Here is a 24,275-nt window from a genome sequence, read left to right on the forward strand (position 1 = left end):
CAACAGCAAAAGATCTCAGCGATAACCCCAACAAAATTAGCCAGTACCTTGGGGTCTGACCTTTCCTTGTTAGACTTGCGCGCAATGCCATTTATCGCTGGCGCGCAGGTCTATTTACATACTGAAATTAACGCGTGGGCGTAGGGGGTTCGACGTTATAGTCGTAGAAACCCTTTTTAGATTTGCGCCCGTACCATCCGGCCTCCACGTACCGTGTTAGGAGCGGGCAAGCCCAATATTTGGAATCCCCCAATCCATCATGAAGAACATTCATGATCGCCAAACATGTGTCCAAACCGACAAAGTCGGCCAACTCAATTGGGCCCATGGGATGGTTCGCACCTAACTTCAGAGCCTTACCAATTGAGGGAATTGTACCAACCCCTTCATACAGGCAATAGACGGCTTCATTGATCATCGGTATGAGAATTCGATTAACAATAAATGCGGGGTAATCCTCTGCAATGGCGGCAGTCTTACCAATTTTTTGTACCACCTCTGAACACGCTTTAAACGTGGCTTCGTCTGTCGAAATTCCGCGCACGAACTCGACCAACTCCATAATGGGTACGGGATTCATGAAATGAAATCCCATGAATTTTTCAGGTCGGTCCGTACAGGAAGCCAACCTGGTGATTGATATGGAGGATGTGTTGGAGGTTACGATTGTTTCTGGGCGAAGATGGGGGATAAGCTCCTTTAAGATTGCAATCTTGAGGGCTTCATTTTGCGTAGCAACTTCAATGACTAAATCCGATTGTCCCAGCTTTAATAAATGCATGGTCTTCTCGATGCGCATCAGGGCTTCGTTCATCTGTAGGGTTGATATTTTTCTTTCCTAACCTGACCCGACAGGCTTCGTTCAATCAGCTTGAGCACACCTTCAAGTGCTGGGGCACTCACATCATTTAGAACGATGTTGTATCCGGCAACCGCGCAGACTTGTGCAATGCCTGCGCCCATTTGACCAGCACCAACAACGCCAATAAGTTTGAAAACCAAGGTAAGATCCTCTTTCGGAAATTTATAGATTTTCAGATGGTTTGAGGCAGCACAGTCTAGCAATAGCCTGAATTTGACAGCATCCATTGCCCCCAGACTGGGAGGCAATGGATATTTCAACTTTTTTACAGCTTGTCCGACAGATCTGGCACTGCGTCAAATAGATCGGCAACAAGCCCAAAGTCCGCGACTTGGAAAATTGGAGCTTCTTCATCTTTGTTGATCGCGACGATGATTTTCGAATCTTTCATACCAGCCAAGTGTTGGATCGCACCAGAAATACCAATGGCAATGTAGAGATCGGGCGCGACGACCTTGCCTGTCTGACCAACTTGCAAGTCATTTGATGCATACCCGGAATCGACCGCTGCGCGCGACGCACCCACCGCACCGCCGAGTTTGTCAGCCAAACCTTCAATCAGCTTGAAGTCGCCTTCCGAACCAAGCCCACGACCACCTGACACAACGATGCCGGCTGTCGTGAGTTCAGGGCGATCGTTTGATGCGACCTTGTCCTCGATCCACATTGAAACCGCGGGGTCGGGCGGCGCTGAAACCATTTCTACTGTGGATGAACCATTCATTCCGGCGGCCTCAAAGCCTGCGGTTCGAATTGTCAGAACTTTGATTGGGTCGTTTGTTTGCACCGTTTGGATAGCGTTGCCCGCATAGATCGGACGTTCAAAGGTGTCGACACCAAGAATCGCGGTCACTTCGGACACGACCTGCGTGTCCAATAGTGCTGCCACGCGCGGCATAATATTCTTGAGATCCGATGTCGCCGGAGACGCGATGTGCGCATAGTCGCAGGCGAGCCCAACAATAAGATCCGCAGAGGGTTCGGCGAGCTGGTGGCCTAGAATACTGTCCTCAGCACAAAGCACCTTTGAAACACCTTCAATCTTAGCAGCTTCAGTGGCTGCAGACTTTGCATCTGCACCAAAGCAGAGCAAAACAATGTCACCCAAGGCCGCCGCCGCCGCTACGGCCTTGGCGGTAGCATCAACAGAAAGCTTGCCAGCGTTTATGTCAGCAATAAGTAGAACAGCCATCAGACGGCCCCCGCTTCTTTAAGTTTCGCCACCAAATCATTAACAGAACCTACGATAATTCCCGCCTTACGGGCGGCTGGTTCCGTCGTCTTCAGGATGGTTAAACGTGGCGTTACATCGACCCTATAATCAGCTGCGGTTTTTGCATCCATCGGCTTTTTCTTTGCCTTCATGATGTTTGGCAGCGATGCATAACGCGGCTCATTTAGGCGCAGATCAACGGTCACGATTGTTGGGAGGTTGACCTTAATGGTTTGCAGGCCACCATCCACTTCGCGTGTGACCACAGCACTGTCACCGTCTAGGTCCACTTCAGAGGCGAAAGTCGCCTGTGACCAACCCAGTAGCGCGGCCAACATCTGACCCGTTGCATTCATGTCATTGTCGATCGCTTGCTTGCCGCAAAGCACCAGACCAGGAGTTTCTGCGTCCACTATTGCTTTGAGGATCTTGGCCACGGCCAATGGTTCGATGTCATCATGCACATCATCGGCGGCAACGACCAAGATAGCGCGATCCGCACCCATAGCCAACGCCGTGCGCAAGACTTCTTGGCTGTTATTAACGCCAATTGACACGGCGATGACTTCATCAACCTTGCCGGCCTCACGCAGCCGCACCGCTTCTTCGATAGCGATCTCATCGAATGGGTTCATCGACATTTTGACGTTGGCAAGATCGACGCCGCTTCCATCCGCTTTAACGCGAACCTTCACATTGTAATCAATTACGCGCTTGATAGGCACCAAAACCTTCATTTGCATAGTTCTCCTGTTTTAATCAGCCTCGTAAGAGGTTTTCACTGTTGTGTAGAATTCCGCCGCATATCGGCCCTGTTCGCGAGGTCCCAAAGAGGATCCTTTGGTGCCACCGAAGGGGACGTGGTAATCAACACCTGCAGTAGGCAAGTTGACCATGACCATGCCGGCCTTCACGCGTTCCTTGAACGCACGTGCGTAGCGTAGGCTTTGAGTTCAAATGCCAGCAGACAAGCCGAATTCGGTGTCATTCGCCGCGGCGAGGGCCTGTTCAAAGTTGAAAACTTTGATGACTGACACACAGGGGCCAAAGATTTCTTCTTGGCTGGTCCTCATCTGCGTTGTGGCCCGAACAAACAGGGCAGGGGTTTGAAAGAAGCCCTGCGTATCAAGTTCGATGTGGTCGCCACCAATGACATCCATGCCTTCTTCTTTGGCCAAAGCGATGTATTTCAGATTGCTCGCCAATTGCTTTTCAGAAGCAACGGGCCCGATGTCGACCGTGGCGTCTAACGGATTGCCCACAATGAGCGCCCGCATTCCCGCAGAAAGCAGTTCCACAAACGTGTCGTGAATTGCATCGTGTACGATGATGCGAGAGGCCGCTGTGCACCGCTGGCCAGTAGAAAAGAACGCGCTATTCAGGGTGACTGCCACAGCGGTATCAAGGTCGGCATCTTCCATGATGACCATGGGGTTTTTGCCGCCCATTTCGAGCTGGACCTTTTTCATCTGACCCGCTGCCCGTACCGCAATCCCGCTCCCGGCAGGTGCCGAACCGGTGAAGGTGATCGCGGACACTTTGGGATTATCGACCAGAAGATCACCAATCAAAGACCCGCGCCCCATGACCAAATTCATCACGCCCGGCGGGCAGCCAGCATCGTGAATGATTTTTGCAAGCGCATGCGCACTGGCAGGGGTAAGGTCCGCAGGTTTGAAAACGACTGTGTTTCCAAAGGCCAATGCCGGCGCGATTTTCCATGCGGGGATTGCCATTGGAAAGTTCCAAGGCGTGATAATTCCTACAACGCCAACGGGTTCTCGGTTTACCTGCACATCCACACCAGCCCGAACAGATGCGATGCTATCACCTGTTAGCCGTAGGGCTTCGCCGGCAAAGAACCGGAAAATTTGTCCGGCGCGGATGACTTCGCCAGTTGCCTCCACTAAGGACTTGCCTTCTTCGCGTGCCAGAAGGCACCCTAGTTCGGCTGATTTTTCCAACACCCGTTGTGCTACTTTTTCCAATAGGTCCGACCGAACCTGCGGTGATGCATCCGCCCAAGCGGGGGCCGCAGCATCTGCCGCTTGAATGGCGGATGCAACTTGATCAGCGTCCACCCGTGCGAAATGCCCGATGATGTCGGTCTGGTCTGCTGGGTTTCCATTAATGGAAAAGTCAGCGTTCTCGACCCAGTTTCCGTCAATTAGGTTTGGATGTAATACAGGTACCGACATCACGAGAAGGCCTGCACGCTGGTTTGTGCCCGTCCCAAGATCAAAGCATGGACATCATCCGTACCTTCATAGGTATTCGCGGTTTCTAGATTGACCATGTTTCGCATCACATGGAATTTTTGGCTAATGCCGTTGCCGCCATCCATGTCGCGTGCGTGGCGCGTGGTTGTCAGGGCTTTACCGCAGTTATTGCGTTTGATCAGTGATACCATTTCAGGTGCGGCGTTTGCTTCGTCCGTCAAACTCCCCCCACGCAATGCGGCCTGAAGACCCAGTGTAATCTTGGTTTTCATGTCAGCCAGTTTGGGTTGGAACAACTGTATCTGCGCCAGTGGTTTGTTGAACTGCTTACGGTCCAAACCGTAACTGACGTAGCTTGAACCTAAACCGCCGTACTCTTCAGGGATGGTGATCCCTAATACGTCCGTTTCTGCAAAAACCTGCGGATCGCTGTTTTCTGTTTCATAGGCGCCCGTGACGCGGGGTTGCAGCTTTTCCTGCGCATAGGCATGCGCGCAGTCGGGGCTCATGCGCTCATCGTCGTCAAGCAGGATTTCAATCAGAAACGGGTTTGTCCAGGTGAAGGTTGACGAGTCAGGGCGGCTTTGGGGGCTTGGGCCATTGGACATTTTGGGGCTCCTCAATCCACAAAGGCGCGCTCGACAACAAATGTGTCGGGCCTGTTGTTCGCACCTTCAACGAGGCCGAAGCCCTCAAGCGCAGCTTTTGTATCGTGAAGCATCGCCATGGACCCACAAATCATGCCACGGTCGATTTCGGCTGAAATAGGCGACACACCAAGATCTTCAAACACTTTCCCCGATGCCATAAGGTCCGTGATACGGCCTTGGAATGGGTAGTCTTCGCGGGTTGTGGTGCTGTAAAGCCGGAGCCCTTGCGCAAACTCACCGCACAACGGATCATCTTTTACGGCAGCGACCAGTTCTTGGCCGTAGGTCAATTCGCCGACGTCGCGGCATGTGTGTGTCAGAATGACCTCTTCGAACTTCTCATATGTTTCTGGATCGCGGATCAGGCTCGCAAACGGGGCAATGCCTGTGCCTGTAGAGAACATCCAAAGGCGTTTGCCGGGCAGCAAGGCATCCTTGACAAGGGTGCCTGTAGACTTTTTGCGCATCAGCACAGTATCGCCAACTTTGATCTTTTGAAGGTGCTCGGTCAGCGGGCCGTCTTCGACTTTGATTGAATAGAACTCAATTTCCTCATCCCAACTAGGAGAGGCTATTGAATAAGCTCTGAACACTGGTTTTTCAGCGTTTGGCAAACCAATCATGACAAATTCACCCGATCTAAACCGGAAGCTTTCAGGCCGTGTGACCCTGAATTTGAATAAGCGGTCAGTGTAGTGCTGAACCGATGTTACCTTTTGAGCAAAGACGCCCGCAGGAATTGGGAATTCTTGTTGAGAAGTTTGGATTTCGATTGTCATTTCTAACCTTCCTTAGGAGTCTGCTGGTTTTTCAGAAAGCAACTCAAACTTGCCTTCTTTTTCAGCCCATTCATCCGCATCGGATGGGGGTGTCCCTTTTTCGGCAATGTTGGGCCATTTTTCTGCGTATTTTTGATTGATCGGGATCCACTTTGCCGCAGCGGGATCCGTGTCAGGAATGATTGCGTCAACCGGACATTCAGGCTCGCACACGGCGCAATCGATACATTCTTCGGTATTGATCACGATCATGTTCTCACCCTCATAGAAGCAATCCACGGGGCAGACCTCGATACAGTCTTGGTATTTGCAGTTGATGCATCCGTCCGTCACTACATAAGTCATGTTTTCGCCATTTTCATTTGTATACTAATGAATAATGTTTCCCGCCATGATCTGTCAATACCCGATTTCAAATGTTGTTGAATCGAAGGAATCTACTTGACGTGCCCCATATAAATATTCGTATACTAACGAAATAACGAACCTTCTAAGGGGTATGACATGACAAAACTGGTAATTAAGAACATCGGCCAAATTCTTTCCGGGAAACTTGAGGAACCGATTTTTGATGGAGACTGCCTTGTCGCGGTAGATGGTAAGATCACTGAATGGGGTTATGAAAAAGATATCGATTGCGAAGGGGCCACTACAGTTGTTGATGCGCATGGTGTCACGCTTGCCCCTGGTTTGATCGACAGCCACATCCACCCCGTGGTGGGCGATTACACCCCACGCCAACAGCAATTGAACTGGATCGATAGTACGTTGCACGGTGGCGTAACGACCCTCATTTCTGCGGGCGAAGTACACATGCCGGGGCGGCCAAAAGACATCGTAGGCCTTAAGGCGATGGCGATTGCGTCACAGCGTTGGTATGAAAACTTCCGCCCCTCTGGCGTTAAAGTCCATGCAGGTGCGCCGGTGATTGAACAGGGGATGGTCGAAGAAGATTTTAAAGACCTTGCGGATGCTGGTGTGAAACTGCTGGGCGAGGTTGGGCTAGGCACCGTCAAGGACGGCAAGACCGCTCAGCAGATGGTCAGCTGGGCACGTAAGTATGGTATGCAAAGTACGATCCACACGGGCGGCCCTTCAATTCCGGGTTCTGGATTGATCGACGCGGATATGGTGATCGAAACCGGAACAGATGTGATTGGCCACATCAATGGAGGGCATACGGCATTGCCAGATGATCAGATCATTTGTCTGTGCGAAAGTTGCAGCTCTGCGTTTGAGATTGTCCATAACGGCAACGAACGATCCGCCGTATTGGCCCTTAATACTGCGCGTGAACTGGGCAAGTTGGATCAGATCATTCTAGGCACGGATGGGCCCGCTGGATCAGGCGTTCAACCCTTGGGCATAATGCGGATGGTCGCAATGCTATCCTCCTTTGGTAACGTTCCTGCAGAAAAGGCATTCTGCTTTGGTACAGGCAATACTGCGCGGCAACGCGAGCTTGATACAGGTCTAATCGAGATCGGGAAATGTGCCGATTTTGTACTAATGGATCAGGCACAACATTCACCTGGCAAGAATATGTTGGAATCTGTGGAACTTGGTAATTTACCAGGGATTGGCATGACGATTATTGATGGGGTTGTCACCAGCGAACGGTCACGTAACACGCCGCCAGCCATGCGCCTGCCAGAGAAAATTCTATGACCTCACCACTCGCAGGGCTAAAAGTTGTCGAACTCGCGCGCATCCTTGCAGGACCTTGGATCGGACAAACGCTGTCCGATCTTGGTGCCGAAGTGATCAAAATTGAAGGCCCAGAGGGTGATGATACCCGTAAATGGGGTCCTCCTTTTATCGAACATAAAGGGGATCGATCAGCCGCGTATTTTCATTGTGCAAATCGCGGCAAAATCAGTCGCGCGGTGGACTTTCGGGATGAAGAACAGCTGGTGGAACTTCGGAAGCTCATCGCGGATGCGGACGTTGTGATTGAGAATTTCAAAGTTGGAGGCTTAAAAAAATTTGGCCTTGATTATGAAACCTTACAAAAAGTGAACCCGCGGCTTGTCTATTGTTCTGTCACGGGCTTTGGTCAGGATGGCCCATACGCCAAACGGGCAGGGTATGATATGTTGATCCAAGGTATGTCTGGCATCATGGATTTGACTGGCGACCCCGAAGGAGAGCCACAGAAAATTGGTGTTGCTTTTGCAGATATTTTTGCAGGCCTTTATGGTGTTGTTGGCATTCAGGCAGCATTGGCTGATCGCGAGAAGACTGGCCTTGGGCAACAGGTGGATATTTCACTGCTTGATTGCATGGCAGGTGTTTTGGCAAACCAAGCGATGAACTACCTTGGGTCGGGTGTTGTGCCTAAGCGATTGGGCAACGCCCACCCCAATGTTGTTCCCTATCAGACTTTTGCTGTGTCAGACGGCCACATCATCGTTGCCTGCGGAAATGACCGCCAATTTCAAGCGCTGTGCAAGACGTTGGGCATTGAAGAGTTGGCATTAGAACCTTCCTACTCAACAAATCCAGCCCGTGTCGAAAACCGTCAGGAGTTAAACAATGCGCTAACGCCTAAGTTCATGGAATGGTCCAAGTTGGAAATGCTCGATGCTTTGGAAAAGGCTGTGGTCCCCGCCGGTCCGATAAATTCGGTTGCAGAGGCATTAAATGATCCGCAAATCAAACACCGCTCGATGCAGATTTCGCCAGAGGGTGTGCCTGGCTTACGCACACCAATTGCGTTTTCGCGGTCAAGTTTGAACCTAAGTAAAGCATCGCCGGTGCGGCCAATGGCGTTATGAAATTTTGCGCAGCAAGCTCAATAGGGTTTGCTGCTCTTTTGCATTAAGCGGTGCCAGCGTTTCGCGGGTTATCTTGTGACCCGACGATTTAAGGTCGTAAATAAAGTCGACACCCAGCGGTGTGAGCGAAATAATAGAACGACGCTTATCCACCAGATCCGGTTCGGATCGAACCAACCCTTTGGTTTTTAATCTGTCCACAACGCCTTTGATCGTGGCGATATCCATGGCAGCTAATCGCCCCAACTGGTTTTGAGACACCGTCCCAACCTCAGCCAAACGGATCAGCGTACTGAATTGCGTTGGTGTCAATTTTCCGTTGGTGTGCGATTGAAAAATTGTTGCGTGCCTTTGACTGGCGACACGCAACATAAAACCCACCTGCTCATCAAGTTTGTATTCAGATGTTTCAGTGCTTTTTTGATCAGATGCCATTCGGCATTATTATATATCTTGATAGTTCAATACAACCTGATCCCCAGCCTCAAACCTACACTATCAACGTAATCCATCTTCGCCGACGGCGTCTTCATGTGTTAGCCCGCCAACCCGTGGCAAAGGCCGACCACTGTCGGTGACAGCAACGGCAACCATGATTTCATTCGCACGTGGGGCGTCATTCAAACGCACCTCGATACCGTCAAAATGGCTGCGCACATAGGCCGCATCTTTGTGCCCTAATGGCACATCAAGTACCTGACCGGGGCTGCCCATTTTTTTGGATGACGCAACAAGTGCTGCGCCTTTTTCTACTGCAACCCGCAAAGGTGCCCCCAATTTCGGATGCAAGATTGCTGCCGCGTGCTCCAGCTCTCCGTTTTCGCCGACCATTGCTGATTTGCCGTAGCTTTCAGCCTGTGCAGGCGTGATGCCAAGAGCCTCGATGCATTTGTCGCCCAAAAGGGTGCCCAGTTCTGCCCCGATGTCCATCAACGCCGTGAGGTCTTCTTGGTAAACACCCGCAAAAGGGTTTTCGATTACCGCAACGGCGACCGCTTTGCGTGTCGCAGGCGAAATCTCACGCCCGATTTCACGGTGAGTTTCTTCGACATTGACCGCGATTTTTCTGATCTTTGCGTTCATCTTAAACCATCCTTTCCAACGATATCGGCGACATCAAGCCCGCCTGCACGATTGTGAATGCGTGCGCCTGTGCTCATGACTAAGGCCAGCACAATCTCGTTGGCGCGTGGCGTGTCGTTGGCACCAACTTCCATAGAGTCAAAGTGGCTGCGCACATAAGACGCGTTGATATGTGTGATTGGTACATCCAAACGTCCACCAACACCGCTAACTTTCTTGGACGAAGGCACAATAGCGTTTGAATCAGCCAACATCTGCCGCATCGCATAGCCGCCCGGGGCATGCCACAGCGCGCCGTGTTCCAGTTCACCACCTTCGCCAATCATGGCGCCTTTGCCATATCCTTCGATCTGATCCGCACCGCCAAGCATCTCGATTAAACGTGTCGCCATACTGAGGCCAAGAGGTTTGAGATCTTCCATGAACCCCTGGATTTCGGGTTCATAGCGCCCTGCAAACGGGTTCTCGATAATGGCAAGAGCCGCCGCGCGACGTACTGATTTTTCGGGCCGCGGGCCACCTTCGTGAAACGTCTCTTCGATGGAGTAGATGGTTTTTCGCAAGATTACGTCAGGCATTTTGCAGTGTCCTTTGTGGGAGAGAAATTTGGGCAGGGCGGGTGCTTTGGGATTGTCCATTTAAGAACAATGCAGCACCTGAGATCAAGCCGCGTTGTGTGTAGGCCGCAGCCCTTGCCGTACCGTTGCGCAAGGCCAGCGTCGTGTCATCATGGCTCAATTGGCCCAACCCAGTGACAACGGGAAGATCGCCAAGGTCACTATTATCGTCAATACTACGGGCTGCCTTTCGGGTGATAACATCGTGACCGGGCAAATCCACAGCATTCGCGATTAGGGTGGCGGCGACATCTGCAGCGGCGGCTGTCTTCGCAAGAACCGTTACGCTATCGGCAATGCCCAGACTATAGCTGCGGCCATGCCGCCCACTGGTCGCGATACCCCTTATGGGATCATCGTATCCAATTGTAATACGCCCCAATGAAGTACCATCATGGCCTGCCATCGCGAGCGTGAATGTCTGGCCTTTGACAAGGTGAATTGCGATGTCACCGCCGTCGTTTACGTATGCTCGGGACAGATTGGCCGATTTCATAGCGTCCAGGATAGTGTCTGCAACGCTGCCAGCCACGGCGGCCATACGTGTCACAAAAACATCGTTTGAAAACGGACGCGTTGCCCGGTCCATTTTCCACGCGACCGACCCCAGCGGGAAGGGAACGCCGTCGGTAAGGGGTAACCGCAATGCAGGCAATTCAGCTGACAATTCTGTCAGAATAGTTGCAAAACGTTCCTTGGCCGTGGCGAAGGCTGCCTTCCTGTCGCCATCAGCCCCGATAATCAGGTCAATCGGGCCATGCTGCAAATGCAGGCGTTGGCCACAAGGCAATATGACAGCACTCGCCTCCATCAGTTTTTGTTGGCCTTTGACCAACGATAATTCGATGGTGACATTGGGTTATGCCCGCTTAAGTTTGGTTTCACACGGCGCAATTCGTCGGTCCGCATTTCGGCGACGGTTTGGATTTCTTCCATGTGACCGCCCAAGGTGCTGTAGTCGCTGACGCGGAGCGTAAACTCGATCGGTGCGACAAGGGCGGGGGTCGGGACGTAGCCGAATGATCCTGTTGGCATATCAAGAATATCAACCATCACGGTGATCCCGCCACCGGGCCACACAAACACATCCGCACCGCCGCACGACACATGCGTTAGCGAGTCCTTGACCGAGCGGGTTAGCCTTACAGGGTTTTCTGTTACACCAGCGCGTAGGCTGCCACCAGCGCCGCCCATGAACAGGACCGAACAAACTGAAGGTTCGCAGTTTTCTGCGATCAGGTCTGTTGTTTCACGCAGTTTTGCTGGCATGTCTTTAGGCTGCGGTTCAAGGTTTTTGTCCAGCTCAAAGTAGGCAGATTGTTCGCCTGTCGTGGAAACCATCAACAAACGCATGCCCGCTTTTGCGATCTTGGGGTTAAATGGCCCGAGGATTTGGAGTGGATCATCAACATCTGTGCCTCCCCAACCTGTGCCCGGCTCCGCGACCTGAAAATAGCGACCTGGTGTTGAGCGCCGGCCGAGGATCTTGAGGCCCGTTGCAGGGATGTCAAGTTCCTTACCTGCTTGGTGTTCAGACAAAACGCCAGTGATGTGATCATCGACCACTACCACGTCCTCTACATGGTTCAACCATTGTTTCGCGAACATCCCGATGGTGGCCGAGCCACAGCCAACCCGCATCAGTTTTTCTTCGGCACCATTGATAATTGGGGCTTTGCCTGCCTGAATAACAACTTCAGTGGCGTGGTCACCTTCGCCGGCGGTGATGGTGACGGCCTCGCGGTTACATAAGCGCAGCAGGGCATCACATGTAATGCGGCCTTCTTTCTTTGACCCACCAGTCAGATGTTCAACCCCGCCCAACGACAGCATCTTAGATCCGTATTCGGATGTCATCACATGGCCAATCGGCTCTCCATCTGCATAGACCACATCGCGCTCGTGGCCGATGTGGCGGTCGGTGTCGATTTTCACCTTCACACCGCAATAAGAGAAAATTCCTTCGGTCACGACAGTAACCATGTCCACGCCATCTATCTCTTGACTGACAATAAAGGGGGCTGGTTTGTAATCGGGATAGGTTGTGCCCGCGCCCACCGCAGTGATAAACGGGCGATCGCCTTTGACAATATTCCCATCCCAATCGGCAGGATCGATATCCTTCATGAACGGCACAAGCTTTTGTTCTGTGTCTTCGATGATCGTCAGCGGATCAAGGCGTACGAGGTTACCGTCGTGGTTGGCGTAACGGTCACATGCGCCTGATTTACCGTCGGCGATGAAACACATCACAGGGCAGGCGTCGCAGCGGATTTTTTCGGGTTTGGTTGAATTGGTCATGACTTTTTTGCCTTTATGGCGGACCGCACACGGGCTGGGGTCGCTGGAACTTTTGTAATTCGAACACCGACAGCATCATTGATCGCGTTCAGGATGCACGGGGCGGTGGGGATCAAAACATGTTCACCAAGACCCTTGGCCCCATATGGCCCGTGTTCGTCTGGTTCTTCGATAATGATCGTTTCAATTGGTGGTATATCCCCGATGGTCGGGATCAGATAGTCGTGCAAGTTTTCAGTGCGACCGGGAATGTATTCTTCCATCAGCGCCATCCCAAGGCCCTGCGCGATCCCGCCGTGCACCTGACCTTCGACCAACATCGTATTGATGGCCTTACCGACATCATGGGCGGCGACGAATTTCACAGGGGTCACGGTGCCAAGCTCCGTGTCGACGTCCACAACAACCAAATGTGCTGCATAGCCGAACTGGGCGTAGGGCACGCCTTGGCCGTTTTCGTCCAAAGGTTTGGTTGGCGGATCATAGGTTTCTTCGGCGCGAAAGACAAAGGCTTCGGCGTCTGGCGTAATGGCTGCAAGATTAAACGTGTGAGTCCCGCTTTCATCGGTTGCTTGGATCATACCGTTGCCGAACGAGAGTGTCGCGTCTGTTGCGACGTTCATTTTTTCCAAGATTGAGGCGCGCAGGGCGTTACCAGACAACCGGGCCGCATTTCCTGAAACAAAAGTTTGACGTGACGCAGAAGTTTTACCAGCGTCCGGCGTGATGTCGGTATCCGCGCCCACAATCTGGATCGATTGTGCTGGCACCCCAAGGGCTGTTGCGAAAATTTGAGTGATGACCGTGTTGGCTCCTTGGCCAATATCCATCGCCCCTTGGTGCAATACGACAGTGCCGTCGGCGTGAATGCCCGACTTGATGGTGGACGGATTGGGCAGGGAGGTATTGCCGCAACCATACCACCCACCAGCCAGACCAACCCCGCGCTTGACGGTGTCGTTGACGGCGTTGAATTCCTGTGCGGCCTGTCGTTCGGCGTTCCATGCTGGGCGCAGGGCCTCCAGACATTCGGTGATGCCGACCCCTTGGCCGAACACTTGGCCGCAAACCGTGGGCATATTGTTATGAAGCGCGTTCTTGACCCGGAAATCCAACGGATCAATCGAGAGCTTTTCGGCCAACTCGTCAAATAGGCTTTCTTGGGCAATCGCCGATTGAGGCACGCCAAATCCACGGAACGCACCAGCAGGTGGATTGTTAGTGTGAATGCCTTTGGATTCCGCACGGTAGTCGGGAATGTTGTAAGGACCAGACGCATGGACCGGCACGCGGTTGGCCACGGTAGGGCCCCAGCTTGCGTAAGCGCCTGTGTCGAATTCACCGTAAAATTTGAATCCACTAATTTTACCATCTTTTGTGGCACCAATTTTTAAGTGGATGTCAGAAGGATGACGTTTGGTTGAACTTTGCATGGATTCAGTGCGCGAATAATTCAGCCGCACCGGCTTGCCCGTTTTGATGGCGGCCAATGCCAGATAGGGTTGCACCGACAAGTCGAGCTTTGATCCGAACCCACCGCCAACAGCGGTAGGAATAATGCGAATTTGATTGCGTTTCATGGCAAGAATGCTCTCAAGCGCGTCAAGATCCATAACAGGCGCTTGGGTACAGGCATGGATTTCGACTTTATCCCCGTTCATCTGGGCAAACCCAGCTTCTGGTTCGATATAGGCGTGTTCGACAAACCCGCTTTGAAAATGGCCTTCAACCATTACGTCTGCTTTTGCGAAGGCCGCTTCGGGGTCGCCGCACGCCACAAACCCACCGCACATCACGTTATTGGCACGATCCGCATGCAACAGCACAGCATCGTTTGATTGGGCGGTTTTCATATCATTTGCAGCAGGCAATTCTGTCCAAGTGACAGGAAACCCATGGGGATCGAAGGTACGCACAGCTTCAGACGTCCCTACAATCGCAGCGACAGCTTCACCCCGAAAGCGGGTTTCTGTTTCGGCAAAGACCGGTTGATCAGCAAATTGTGGGATAACGCCGAATACATTTATGCCTGGGATGTCGGCAGCGGTCAGGACGGCCTCAAAGCCATCTGTGTTTGCAATGAATGCATCCAGATCACCCAGCTCAAACTTGGCGCGGGGGAACGGGGAGCGAATGACGAAGATTTCCAGTGTACCTGCTGGCGCGACATCATCGCCAAAGGCATGCTTGCCGGACACTTTGCTAACCGCATCTAGATGGCGGATAGGGTCGCCGACGACACCGCTGACATCCCGTGCAACGGGGGCCGCGCCAACCACAGCATCGATGATTTTACGATATCCGGTGCAACGGCACAGAACTCCGCCAAGGGCGTTTTGAGTCTCTGTCTCTGACGGTTTGGGATTGTCCCTGAGCAGCGCAACAGCCGCGACCATCATTCCCGGAGTACATACTCCGCATTGCGCAGCACCCATATCTTGGAACCGTTCGGCAAGGGCCTTGGTGGTGTCATCATTTTTATACAAGCCGCCAAGGGTTTCAACGTGGCGATCCGCAACCTGTTGGGCAGGTGTCAAACAGGCACAGATTGGCGCACCATCGACAAGAACGGTGCAGGCCCCGCAGTCACCTGCGTTGCAGCCAATTTTGACATCACGCGCCCCTAGATCTTCGCGTAGAACCTGTGACAGGCGCACGCCTGGTGCGGCGTTCACCACAACTTCATTTCCATCAAGGTTGAATTTTGTGGTTGGATAGGTCGTTGAATTGTTCATGCGGCCGCCCTCCGAATTGCACGTTCGCATTGGGTTGCAACAACATCTAATCTGTATGCTCCACTACCGCGCACGTCTGTTAAAGGTGAAAGAGCGGATAGGTGCTGTTCGGTGACTGTGACCTCATTCGGGTGCATCCCGATCAAATCTTGTTCAAGCTGGGATAACCGCAACGCCACTGGCGAGCAGGAACCAACAGCGATCCGCACATCACTAATCCGCCCCTCGGGATCAAGGGTCAACACCGTAGCAACCATTGATATCGAAATAACAAGGTAACGGCGGCTTCCCAATTTTTCGAATGCAGATGTCGCGCCTTTCGGGAGGGGAGGGATGATGACCGCTGTTACCAGCTCATCGTCTTTTAGGGCCGTTTTTCGCACACCGAGGATGAATTCTTCAAGTGGCAAGACACGTACGCCACGTGCCGTGCTGGTCAGCTCGACTTTGGCATCTAACGCCAACAATGGCGGCACCCCATCAGCAGCCGGTGAGGCATTGCAGAGATTACCAGCAATGGTTCCCGCGTTTTGAATCTGGATGCTGCCAACCGAAAGCGCTGCTTGCTTTAATGCATCAAAAGCTGGCGGCAGGTCAGCATTTGCAATCTCGGTCCAGGTTGTAGCTGCTCCAAATCTAATGGAATCCCCATCTCTCGAAACACCTGCAAGATCCGGTATTCGTGTCACATCAAGGTAGCAGTCATGCTGCACGCCCGGTTTTGCTGACGGATAAACGTCTGTGCCACCAGCAACAATTTTGCCATTTCCCTGGGCCGCGATCTCAAGGGCTACGTCCAGATTGTTTGGATTGTAATATTTCACCTCAGAGCAGCTCCACATTATTGTTTGCATACAAATGATATTGATGGAATGGTGTACTTGTCAACAAAGATTCCACGGAAAAAGAAACAACCCAAGATTTGGTGAAAAAATGACAGACGCATTAATTGTAATCGACGTGCAGAATGATTTTTGTCCTGGCGGCCAATTGGCTGTCTCAGGTGGTGATGAGATAGTTGACCCAATAAACAACATGATGGGTGACTTTGGGCTCGTTATTTTATCTCAAGATTGGCACCCGTCTGATCACATGTCATTTCACACCAACCAACATGGTGGGACCCCATTTGCGGAAATTCAGATGCCTTATGGAATGCAAACACTCTGGCCAGAACACTGCATTATTGGCACAGAGGGTGCAGAATTTCATCCGAAATTACACCAAGATAGGGCAGCCGCCATTGTCCGTAAGGGCATGAATCCGGCAATCGATAGTTACTCGACGTTCTTTGAAAATGACAGAAAAACCCCAACCGGGCTGACTGGCTTGTTGCGCGAGCGTGCGGTTACATCCGTCACTCTTGTTGGGCTTGCTACAGATTTTTGCGTCGCGTTTTCCGCAATTGACGCTGCAAAGCAAGGTTTCAAAGTAAGTGTACGGATGGACACGTGCCGTGCGATCGACAATCAAGGCTCTCTTGAACGGGCGTTAAGTGCCATGAGGACAAATGGCGTAGAACTTGTATGAGAGGCGTGAGAAGCTGTAATTTTAATTTAATTTAAATTTTCAACGCTCTAAAATGGCACAGCATAATCGCTGGATTGCAAGCGAGGGTTCGACTTTGCCTGTCCCAATCAGAGCTTGTTTTAAAATAAGTATAGATTGTGCGCCCCAATATGCTGCGATGTAGGAGCTGTTGGCCGACCGTCACGCTGCCTTTGTGGCGACGCGGATGGCTCAAACCTTCGTCTTATCAGCTGCCTACAAGAAATAGGGGTCAGGCTTGTTTTGCAAGGCTGTGGGTGCATGGGTCTAGAATAGATCACTTTGCGTTGAGGTTTGCCTATTTAGATCAATACCCTCAGAGACGCTTTGGATCAGCCACACCAATCATAAGCGCAACAATCACGACATCTACTGTGGTGACCAGTAACCACACGGGTGAAATCCCCAAACCGAACCTGGAAGCCGTGTCATTTCTAAGTCAAATCAAGAAAAAGATCGAGATTGCGCTAATGGAAGAAGGCAGTTTATTCTGATCATGCAACTAGGACCGGAATAGTGGAGCTCTTAATAGTCAATGTCGCAACTAATAGCTTAAAGTGGCCTCTTACTCCGATAGAATAAGTGGCGATTAATCCTAACCGTCTAAATATGTACTATTGATTGATCTCTGGCTGCCCTAGGCCAAGGGTTAGGATTCTGACCAAAGCGGCCACGCGGCGGCCGCACCGCGAACGGAGGCTTTCAGCCCAAACCTCAAATTATACTCAGCCTTCGGAATGTCAGCCTTTCCCGCGTCAATTGAGAAAGGTGTTGCCAATGCAGAGTGTTAAGGTGAGCGTGTGCCGAGAAGTAATCGTTGGTTAGAAAATGTCGCGCACCCAAACTTTCATAGTGTATTTCATCGCAATTTTCCTCCAAGCAGGCGCATATGGGCTGACGTTCATGTTGCCTCGGCTTTTTGAGAGCTTTGATGCGAGCGAAAAGGTTGTTGGCTTAATGCTGGCCATTACAGCGATCACGACAATCATCACGGTCTACTTTTCGGGACATCTATCAGATATCTTTGGTAGGCTTCGTACGCTTGGCATCGCTTGCCTCGCCATTTCGGGGTCGCTGTATCTCTATGGTGCCGCAACTTCAGAAGGTGTTGGGTTGGTCATGGCCAGTGTCCTTTTAGGGTTCGGTTGGGGGCTTACGTATTCCCTTGGTCCAATTGTGCTGACGCGGTTAGTGAAACCCACTGAACGGGTGCAGTCCTTTGCGCTGCTATCAGTGTTCGTAATGGCTGGCTTCGGGCTCTCGCCAGTTTTAGCATCCGTGCTTGAGGCAGTGGGTGCATCGGTTAGGGATGCATTCTACATTACCTCGTGGCTTTGCATCATCAGTGCTGTGCTATTCTTCATCCTGCACAAGCCGATCAAGGAACACGCGCTTAATCCGGCGCCAGAAGTTCCCTCCAGAATAACGCTGTTGTCCCTTTTGCATGTGCTGAAATCTCCAGCGCGCACACCGATTATTATGGTTTTTCTAGGGGCCAGTGTCTTTGCAGGACTTAATAACTTCCAGACCGTATTCGCTGACAACCGGGGCTTGGATTACGCTGTTTTTTTCCTCGTATACACTTTGGTTGTTGTCGCTTTCCGTCTCGTGCTTGTTAAGTTTAAAGGTGGGGAAAATCCCTACCGAACAATCGCATTCCTTCAGTATGTCATGTGCGCCAGTGTCGTTTTGTTTATGTTCAGTGGTGACAATGTTGTTCTCTATATTCTAGTCGCGATCTTTTTTGGTCTAGGGTACGGCGTGTCGTATCCCATCCTTGTTGCAATGACTGCCAATGATGCCGATGCGGATATGGGCCCCCAAACACTTCAACTGTTTGCGTTAAGTTACTTCATTGGAATATTCGGATTTCCTTTAATCGCTGGTTGGTTCATCGTCGAGATTGGTACAACACCGTTGCTTGCACTTGTCGCGGTTTTAGCTGGCTTTGAGGCAACAATCGCATTGCGTCGAGCGACAGCATCCAACAATCGTTAATACCACCCCATGATTTTCAGTTCTCCTAAAGTGATCCATGGTCCGCACTGTAACGGATCTTTCGCCTGCTTCTCGAAGTTTGCGATTTCAACGATAAATCAAAGGCCTACAACATAAACTAAACATAACTAACCTTATGCGTACAAAAATTTATAGCTGGGGTACATTCTAAACTGGGACGCGACTTTTCCTCTATCCTACTGGAAAGTCTAGTGAACAGTTTATGAACCGCACCGAGTTAAATCTAGCGGGACGACGTACCATTGAAGATCTTTTGCATCGAAAGGTCAAAGTGTCTGAGATTGCGCGTCAGATCAATCGTCATTGTGCGACTGTCTATCGCGATATCAAACGCAATTACTTCACAGATCAAGAGCTACCACAGTTGGATGGCTACTATGGAATGACGGCGCAGAAATCTACAGCCGAACGTCGCGCACGGCGCCGCAAATTAGTGCGCATTCCGGAACTCCGCGAGGCTGTGATTGATCGGCTTCAAGACGGCTGGACACCAGAACAAATAGCAGGCCGCTTGATCTATGAAAAGGCACCGGTTCGGGTATGCTAAGAGGCGATTTATCGGTTCGTTTATTCGCCCGAGGGCATGAAGGAAGACCTCTGGCGGTACCTGCCAGAGCATCGTCGCAAGCGTCGCCCGCGCAAAGGGCGAGCACCAAAGAACCCCAAAATCCATTCCGACCTACGCATCTCAAACCGCCCCGAAAACATAGGGGATCGGGTCCAGTTTGGTCATTGGGAGCCAGATTTAATGCTGTTTCGACAGAAGCTTGGCAAAGCAAACGTGACATCCTTGGTTGAACGGGTCAGCCGCTTTACAGTCTTGCTGGTGAACGCAAACAAAACAATCGCGCGTGTCATGGGAAAGCTTGCGAACGTCATGCGTACCTTGCCAATCACAGCACGCAAGTCTGTCACCTTTGATCGCGGTTGCGAGTTTATGGATTGGCCACATCTGCAAGCCGAAGTTGGTACGCAAACGTGGTTTTGTGATCCTTCCGCTCCGTGGCAAAAAGGGACCCAAGAAAACACCAACCGACAGGCCCGGCGTTGGCTCCCGCGCGATCTTGATGCCTCCAAAATCACACCCGACCATTTGGAAGTAATCTGTGCTCTCCTGAACGCTACGCCTCGCAAATGTTTAGGTTGGAAAACGCCTGCTGAGGCCTTCAAAGAAAATGTCTTGGATCAAACCGCATGAAACCCCAAACTCAACCCAGTTCAAAAGTCGCAGTTCTGGTATCACTCACAAGTTTTATCTAACAAGAGAAATCGGTATGGGAGCCGTCTATACACAACTAAGTATCACACAACGACGCAGAATAGAACGCTGGAGACATGCAAAGGCCCCTGTCGATGAGATGGCCCGTGTTCTGAGGCGCGGTCGATCAACGATATTCCGAGAGTTGAAGCGCTATCATTTCAGCGATGAGAGCATGCCAGGATGCGATTGATATTACGGCCATGCGGCTCATTTACGAATGGAACGACGTCGCAGCAGACAGCGTAAACTGATCACGTATCCTGATCTGAATAAAAGTGTAATTGAGCGGCTTAAGAATGGGTGGACGCCTGAACAGATCGGCAATCGCATGATTTATGAACGTGCTCCGATGCAGGTCTTCCAGGAAACCATCTATCATTACGTCTATTCCAAAGAAGGCCACGAAAAAGAGCTTTGGTGGTACTTGCCGTTGCACAGGAAAACCCGAATACCGCGCCGTGCCCGCAAGCGTCAAAAGCCCAAGTTTGGACTCCAACCGAAAAATTTAATGTCGAGGTCACAAACGACACTAGCGATTTCTACCGCTTCTTTGATGCCACGCCGCACGCTACCTTTCTCTACAGTTGTGTCCAAAAAACGATCGAAGTTGACCTCCCCTATGAAACCGAATTCCTCCGCCGTTACGACCAGTTCCGCGCAGCAATAGACGAGATGTTCGACATGCCCGCGCGCACGGTCGATCTTTTGTTCCGTTTTATGCAGCAAAATAGCGGTCAACTCTCTGCGAGAGCACGTGGCAAGGAATTTGCAGCCCTGACTGATCACGAAGTCGAGCGGGTCGAGAACATTTATAGCAATTTCAATGCTACTTGAGGTCTCCTATGTATTTGTCAGAATATACTAGCAGGGGTGACTGCGCTGATCGATCAGACCAATGATGGTAAAACGGCGATTGTGGCCACTGTTCACGATGCATTTCTGAGCCATGATCACCCACAGCCACAAGCCAAGGTCGAAGCCTTCGTGGATCATCACAATCCTCAGCGATAAATTGAGAATCTGAACAACGTCACACACCCCACCGTCTACTTTGGGCGTGACAAAACACTCTGACGACGGAGAGTATGGTAGCATCCATTTCTGAGACGCAAAGTCCCCCGAAAAAATAGAAAGGACCAAAGAAAACACGTTTGAAATGCGATACTTGCATTAAGAGCAACACGCCGCATAATGAAACAAACCAGATGAACCACTTATTCTATTAGTTTGGGCGGCTTTTGGTTTTAATATTACTAGATGACGGATACCCGGACAAACCACTCGGGCCATATCCGGCAAAGACGCCCGCCGAATTACGGATACCGGGCACATCACTACGGAGAGACAACATAGGACTGTATCAGATGGTTTGACACAGTAATCCATCACGCAAGCAGCTGCCTGCTTTAGATACTAAACCATTCATTTTTACAGCACGGCCTTTTTGGTTCCGATAGCAGTCTAAAAGTTCATTGAGAAAGTATATTATTATGGCTACCCCAACAACATGGCTCAGCGAATTTCAAGCAAACACAGGCACAGCAAACACGCCTACCACCTCTGATCCGCAGACAATCGGCCTTAGCAACGGTAACATTTTGGTCGCCTGGACCGAAAGTGGCATCACCGGTGTTGGGACGGCGGCGGGTTTCGATATCATCGGCAAGATTTATGACGGTGCAGGCAATCTGGTGCGCGACAGCTACCGCATTAACACTGTTCGTAACGTCGATGAAGAGAGCGATTTTGACATAGCCCCAACAAACGACGGCGGCTTTATTTTGGTATATGTCGATAATGATGGCGTGGATTCTGCCGTCCTGTGGGAGCGCAAGAACGCTGCTGGCAACAACCTAAACTCACGCGAGATAATCTCGGAAACAGGTGCCGGCGATTACGACAATCCACAGGTTGCTGTGAACAACATCGATAACTCGTCCTTTGTGACTTATACCTCATTTAACCCTTCTGCGTTCCTCGACCCCGCTGATGAGGATGTATTGGCTGTCCGGTTGAGCGCTGTCGGGGCAATTATCACTGCAGAGTTCGAAGCAGCACGAGACGCCCCTATTTTCAGCGCTGATGACCAGACGCAAAACGATGTAGCAATCAACATCAACGGTGAAATGATCTCGGCGTACATCGACGAAGGTACGGTTAAGGTAGACGTTTACGCCACCACTGGGCTGTATCTGCACACAGCAACAGTTGACACCAACGGCTCCCCCAGTGATCCACAGGTCGCCACCCTGTCGGGAGGCAATATCGTGGTCACATGGACCGACGATGTTGCGGGCTTTTCATCCGGCGATGTGAACCACGCTGTGTTCAACTCTGATCTGGGCGTTGTGCTGGCGAAAACAACCATCGACAGTGTGGATGCGAATGAATCCGCAATCGTCGCATTGCCTAACGATGAATACATTGTCGTCTGGGACGATGATAACATTGCGACCAACGACATCAAGGCGCAGAAGTTTGACTCTGACGGGTCCGCGGACGGCGCTGTCTTTACTGTCGATGTCTCATTGGGCACATCGCCCGATATCGGAGTGACAGGCGATGGGCGTGTTATTTTTGCGTGGTCGGCCGCTAGCAATGTCTACACCTCTATCTGGGACCCGCGGGATGGCACTATCTTCGCTGGCGACTATGCCGATTCGGAAGAAAACTTTGTGGATGCTGCTATCATCTGGGCAAAAATCGCAGGTGGGCCCCTTAATGGGAGTGGAAATACAGATGATCATCTCATTGGCATGTCCGGTAATGACAGCATACTTGGTTACCTTGGCAACGATACCTTAGAGGGGAATGCCGGTGATGACTGGCTCTTTGGGAATCGTGGTGATGACAGCCTGCTAGGCGGGGCAGGCGACGATACATTTGAATACTTTTCAGACATATCCTTCGAAAGCTTTTCAGACATGACTGCTGGGACTGACACAATTGAAGGTGGGGCTGGTACGGACCAGATAACAATCATCGAAGGGGGAACAACTCTTCTGAACGCTGTGGGAACGCAATGGAGCGGTTTGGAACGCATTAACTTTTTTGCAGCTGATTTCTTTGGTGGCGACAAAACCCTACGTGTGCGCGGCGATGAATTAACCGATGGTTTCACCTCTGGAATAGCCATTGTCGGTCGCCCAGATGCGAACCTTCGCGAAATTATTGAGGTCTTTATGCATAGTGACGCCAGTATCGACCTGTCAGGGACAACCTTTACCAACTGGACCGACGGATTTGACTACGTCGAAATCAAAGGGGACGAATCTGACGAGACGATCACAGGCACCAGCGCCTCGGATTATGTGTCGGGATGGGATGGTGATGACGACATCATCCTCACGGCAGCTACAACGGGTCTGGAAGAAACCATTCATGGCGGGGATGGCTATGATGAGATCATGATCAATTCTTCGGGTGTGATCGACCTATCCAATTCCGGAACCGAAATATCGGGCATCGAAGAAATACGGTTTAATGCCTCGGGCGCGTCTATGCTGCGTCTGGCAACGGACGAGACAGACTCAGCAACGGAACTGCTGAATGTCATCATCAACGGCTATAGCGGTTTGGCCACAGATCGTAATCTGATCGAAGTTGTGGTGAACACCATCGACACCGATCTGTCTGGATGGACGTTCCTGCAGTGGGACAATGCAAGCGGCGATGATGAATTTATCCGCATCATCGGGAATGCCAACGCGCAGAATGTTGTAGGTTCAATTGTCCGCGACCAGTTTGAATTGGGAGCAGGCAATGACACCATTGATGGCCGTGCTGGCAACGACACCATCATCGCCACCGCTGGCCAAAATGAAATGGACGGCGGCGCAGACGATGATCTGTTTATGCTCGCAGCAGGCGCTCTGCTGAATCAGACAATTGTAGGGGGAGCTGGAGATGACATGCTTGATTTGTCTCTGGTCGCGGGCAGTAGCTCTACTTTTGTCACCGCGTTTGAAATAGATGGTGGGTATAGTGCCAATGGCGCGGCTTTTTCGGGTGATTGGAGCGAACTTGAAAACCTGACGGGCACAAGCGGGTACCGCAACAACATCACAGGGAATGACAGTGCCAACATCCTCACCGGCGGCAATTTGGGTGACACAATCGACGGTGGATTGGGCGATGACACATTGTTTGGCCTGAGCGGCAACGACACCATCAATGGCGGGTCTGGCAAAGATGATGTCAGTGGTGGCCTT

The 24,275-nt window shown here is 51.4% G+C and carries 18 protein-coding genes and 4 pseudogenes; 8 read left to right on the forward strand and 14 right to left on the reverse strand.

What is annotated here, in order from left to right:
* Positions 1-127: 127 nt before the first annotated feature.
* The 7 genes and pseudogenes from V7775_RS24305 to fdxA all read right to left on the reverse strand — a co-directional run bounded on the left by V7775_RS24305 (position 128) and on the right by fdxA (position 6,068).
* Positions 128-1,002 (reverse strand): annotated as a pseudogene (locus V7775_RS24305) (3-hydroxybutyryl-CoA dehydrogenase).
* Between the two features lie 125 nt (positions 1,003-1,127).
* Positions 1,128-2,054 (reverse strand): electron transfer flavoprotein subunit alpha/FixB family protein, encoded by a 927-nt coding sequence (locus tag V7775_RS24310; RefSeq protein WP_335754524.1) that lies wholly within the window; start codon positions 2,052-2,054, stop codon positions 1,128-1,130.
* On the reverse strand, positions 2,054-2,812 hold the full coding sequence (locus V7775_RS24315) for an electron transfer flavoprotein subunit beta/FixA family protein (RefSeq protein ID WP_335754541.1): 759 nt from the start codon (positions 2,810-2,812) through the stop codon (positions 2,054-2,056). Before V7775_RS24315 ends, V7775_RS24310 begins: the two co-directional genes overlap by 1 nt.
* An 18-nt stretch (positions 2,813-2,830) precedes the next feature.
* A pseudogene (locus tag V7775_RS24320) lies at positions 2,831-4,273 on the reverse strand (aldehyde dehydrogenase family protein).
* Positions 4,273-4,902: an acyl-CoA dehydrogenase family protein gene (locus V7775_RS24325; RefSeq protein WP_335754525.1), complete on the reverse strand. Its 630-nt coding sequence runs from the start codon at positions 4,900-4,902 to the stop codon at positions 4,273-4,275. The pseudogene V7775_RS24320 and the gene V7775_RS24325 overlap by 1 nt, the downstream one beginning before the upstream one ends.
* Positions 4,903-4,913: 11 nt before the next feature.
* The gene (locus V7775_RS24330; RefSeq protein WP_335754526.1) at positions 4,914-5,723 is read right to left on the reverse strand and encodes a ferredoxin--NADP reductase; all 810 of its coding nucleotides are present in this window, start codon (positions 5,721-5,723) and stop codon (positions 4,914-4,916) included.
* Positions 5,724-5,735: 12 nt separating this feature from the next.
* Positions 5,736-6,068: a ferredoxin FdxA gene (gene fdxA / locus V7775_RS24335; RefSeq protein WP_335754527.1), complete on the reverse strand. Its 333-nt coding sequence runs from the start codon at positions 6,066-6,068 to the stop codon at positions 5,736-5,738.
* Positions 6,069-6,227: 159 nt separating this feature from the next.
* Here fdxA and V7775_RS24340 point away from each other — a divergent pair, with 159 nt between their 5' ends.
* Both V7775_RS24340 and V7775_RS24345 read left to right on the forward strand, forming a co-directional pair.
* On the forward strand, positions 6,228-7,391 hold the full coding sequence (locus tag V7775_RS24340; RefSeq protein WP_335754528.1) for an amidohydrolase family protein: 1,164 nt from the start codon (positions 6,228-6,230) through the stop codon (positions 7,389-7,391).
* Positions 7,388-8,500 carry a CaiB/BaiF CoA transferase family protein gene (locus V7775_RS24345; protein ID WP_335754529.1) on the forward strand — a complete coding sequence of 371 codons (1,113 nt, stop codon included), beginning with the start codon at positions 7,388-7,390 and terminating at the stop codon, positions 8,498-8,500. The genes V7775_RS24340 and V7775_RS24345 overlap by 4 nt, the downstream gene beginning before the upstream one ends.
* Here the strand turns inward: V7775_RS24345 and V7775_RS24350 are convergent.
* From V7775_RS24350 to V7775_RS24380, 7 genes are all read right to left on the reverse strand, one after another.
* Entirely contained in the window at positions 8,495-8,935 is a 441-nt protein-coding gene (locus tag V7775_RS24350; protein ID WP_335754530.1) for a MarR family winged helix-turn-helix transcriptional regulator, read from the reverse strand. The genes V7775_RS24345 and V7775_RS24350 overlap by 6 nt on opposite strands.
* A 63-nt stretch (positions 8,936-8,998) precedes the next feature.
* Positions 8,999-9,583, reverse strand: coding sequence for an amino acid synthesis family protein (locus V7775_RS24355; RefSeq protein ID WP_335754531.1), 585 nt, complete (start codon positions 9,581-9,583; stop codon positions 8,999-9,001).
* On the reverse strand, positions 9,580-10,161 hold the full coding sequence (locus V7775_RS24360) for an amino acid synthesis family protein (RefSeq protein WP_335754532.1): 582 nt from the start codon (positions 10,159-10,161) through the stop codon (positions 9,580-9,582). Before V7775_RS24360 ends, V7775_RS24355 begins: the two co-directional genes overlap by 4 nt.
* Positions 10,154-11,011: a UPF0280 family protein gene (locus V7775_RS24365; RefSeq protein WP_335754533.1), complete on the reverse strand. Its 858-nt coding sequence runs from the start codon at positions 11,009-11,011 to the stop codon at positions 10,154-10,156. The genes V7775_RS24360 and V7775_RS24365 overlap by 8 nt, the downstream gene beginning before the upstream one ends.
* Positions 11,011-12,501, reverse strand: a complete 1,491-nt coding sequence (locus tag V7775_RS24370; protein ID WP_335754534.1) for a 6-hydroxynicotinate reductase — start codon at positions 12,499-12,501, stop codon at positions 11,011-11,013. The genes V7775_RS24365 and V7775_RS24370 overlap by 1 nt, the downstream gene beginning before the upstream one ends.
* Positions 12,498-15,236, reverse strand: coding sequence for a molybdopterin-dependent oxidoreductase (locus V7775_RS24375; RefSeq protein ID WP_335754535.1), 2,739 nt, complete (start codon positions 15,234-15,236; stop codon positions 12,498-12,500). Before V7775_RS24375 ends, V7775_RS24370 begins: the two co-directional genes overlap by 4 nt.
* Positions 15,233-16,060, reverse strand: coding sequence for an FAD binding domain-containing protein (locus V7775_RS24380; protein WP_335754536.1), 828 nt, complete (start codon positions 16,058-16,060; stop codon positions 15,233-15,235). The genes V7775_RS24375 and V7775_RS24380 overlap by 4 nt, the downstream gene beginning before the upstream one ends.
* Positions 16,061-16,169: 109 nt before the next feature.
* Between V7775_RS24380 and pncA the strand changes: the two genes are divergently transcribed.
* From pncA to V7775_RS24415, 6 genes and pseudogenes are all read left to right on the forward strand, one after another.
* Entirely contained in the window at positions 16,170-16,766 is a 597-nt protein-coding gene (gene pncA, locus V7775_RS24385; RefSeq protein ID WP_335754542.1) for a bifunctional nicotinamidase/pyrazinamidase, read from the forward strand.
* 846 nt (positions 16,767-17,612) lie between these two features.
* Positions 17,613-18,782 (forward strand): MFS transporter, encoded by a 1,170-nt coding sequence (locus V7775_RS24390; protein ID WP_335754537.1) that lies wholly within the window; start codon positions 17,613-17,615, stop codon positions 18,780-18,782.
* 223 nt (positions 18,783-19,005) lie between these two features.
* Positions 19,006-20,001 (forward strand): annotated as a pseudogene (locus V7775_RS24915) (IS30 family transposase).
* Between the two features lie 76 nt (positions 20,002-20,077).
* Positions 20,078-20,551 (forward strand): annotated as a pseudogene (locus tag V7775_RS24920) (transposase); the annotation flags it as partial.
* Positions 20,482-20,898, forward strand: coding sequence for a hypothetical protein (locus V7775_RS24410; RefSeq protein WP_335754539.1), 417 nt, complete (start codon positions 20,482-20,484; stop codon positions 20,896-20,898). The pseudogene V7775_RS24920 and the gene V7775_RS24410, both read left to right, overlap by 70 nt.
* Before the next feature lie 656 nt (positions 20,899-21,554).
* Positions 21,555-24,275, forward strand: a 2,721-nt coding sequence (locus V7775_RS24415) for a calcium-binding protein (protein WP_335754540.1), incomplete at its 3' end; no start/stop codon positions are given.

Origin of the sequence: Sulfitobacter sp. (assembly GCF_036960155.1) — a bacterium.
Lineage (GTDB): Bacteria > Pseudomonadota > Alphaproteobacteria > Rhodobacterales > Rhodobacteraceae > Sulfitobacter.

Bases quoted from the DNA above. Each gene is read 5' to 3' on its own strand.
- V7775_RS24310 (WP_335754524.1), bottom strand. From the start codon at position 2,054: ATGGCTGTTCTACTTATTGCTGACATAAACGCTGGCAAGCTTTCTGTT.
- V7775_RS24315 (WP_335754541.1), bottom strand. From the start codon at position 2,812: ATGAAGGTTTTGGTGCCTATCAAGCGCGTAATTGATTACAATGTGAAG.
- V7775_RS24325 (WP_335754525.1), bottom strand. From the start codon at position 4,902: ATGTCCAATGGCCCAAGCCCCCAAAGCCGCCCTGACTCGTCAACCTTC.
- V7775_RS24330 (WP_335754526.1), bottom strand. From the start codon at position 5,723: ATGACAATCGAAATCCAAACTTCTCAACAAGAATTCCCAATTCCTGCG.
- fdxA (WP_335754527.1), bottom strand. From the start codon at position 6,068: ATGACTTATGTAGTGACGGACGGATGCATCAACTGCAAATACCAAGAC.
- V7775_RS24340 (WP_335754528.1), top strand. From the start codon at position 6,228: ATGACAAAACTGGTAATTAAGAACATCGGCCAAATTCTTTCCGGGAAA.
- V7775_RS24345 (WP_335754529.1), top strand. From the start codon at position 7,388: ATGACCTCACCACTCGCAGGGCTAAAAGTTGTCGAACTCGCGCGCATC.
- V7775_RS24350 (WP_335754530.1), bottom strand. From the start codon at position 8,935: ATGGCATCTGATCAAAAAAGCACTGAAACATCTGAATACAAACTTGAT.
- V7775_RS24355 (WP_335754531.1), bottom strand. From the start codon at position 9,583: ATGAACGCAAAGATCAGAAAAATCGCGGTCAATGTCGAAGAAACTCAC.
- V7775_RS24360 (WP_335754532.1), bottom strand. From the start codon at position 10,161: ATGCCTGACGTAATCTTGCGAAAAACCATCTACTCCATCGAAGAGACG.
- V7775_RS24365 (WP_335754533.1), bottom strand. From the start codon at position 11,011: ATGGAGGCGAGTGCTGTCATATTGCCTTGTGGCCAACGCCTGCATTTG.
- V7775_RS24370 (WP_335754534.1), bottom strand. From the start codon at position 12,501: ATGACCAATTCAACCAAACCCGAAAAAATCCGCTGCGACGCCTGCCCT.
- V7775_RS24375 (WP_335754535.1), bottom strand. From the start codon at position 15,236: ATGAACAATTCAACGACCTATCCAACCACAAAATTCAACCTTGATGGA.
- pncA (WP_335754542.1), top strand. From the start codon at position 16,170: ATGACAGACGCATTAATTGTAATCGACGTGCAGAATGATTTTTGTCCT.
- V7775_RS24390 (WP_335754537.1), top strand. From the start codon at position 17,613: ATGTCGCGCACCCAAACTTTCATAGTGTATTTCATCGCAATTTTCCTC.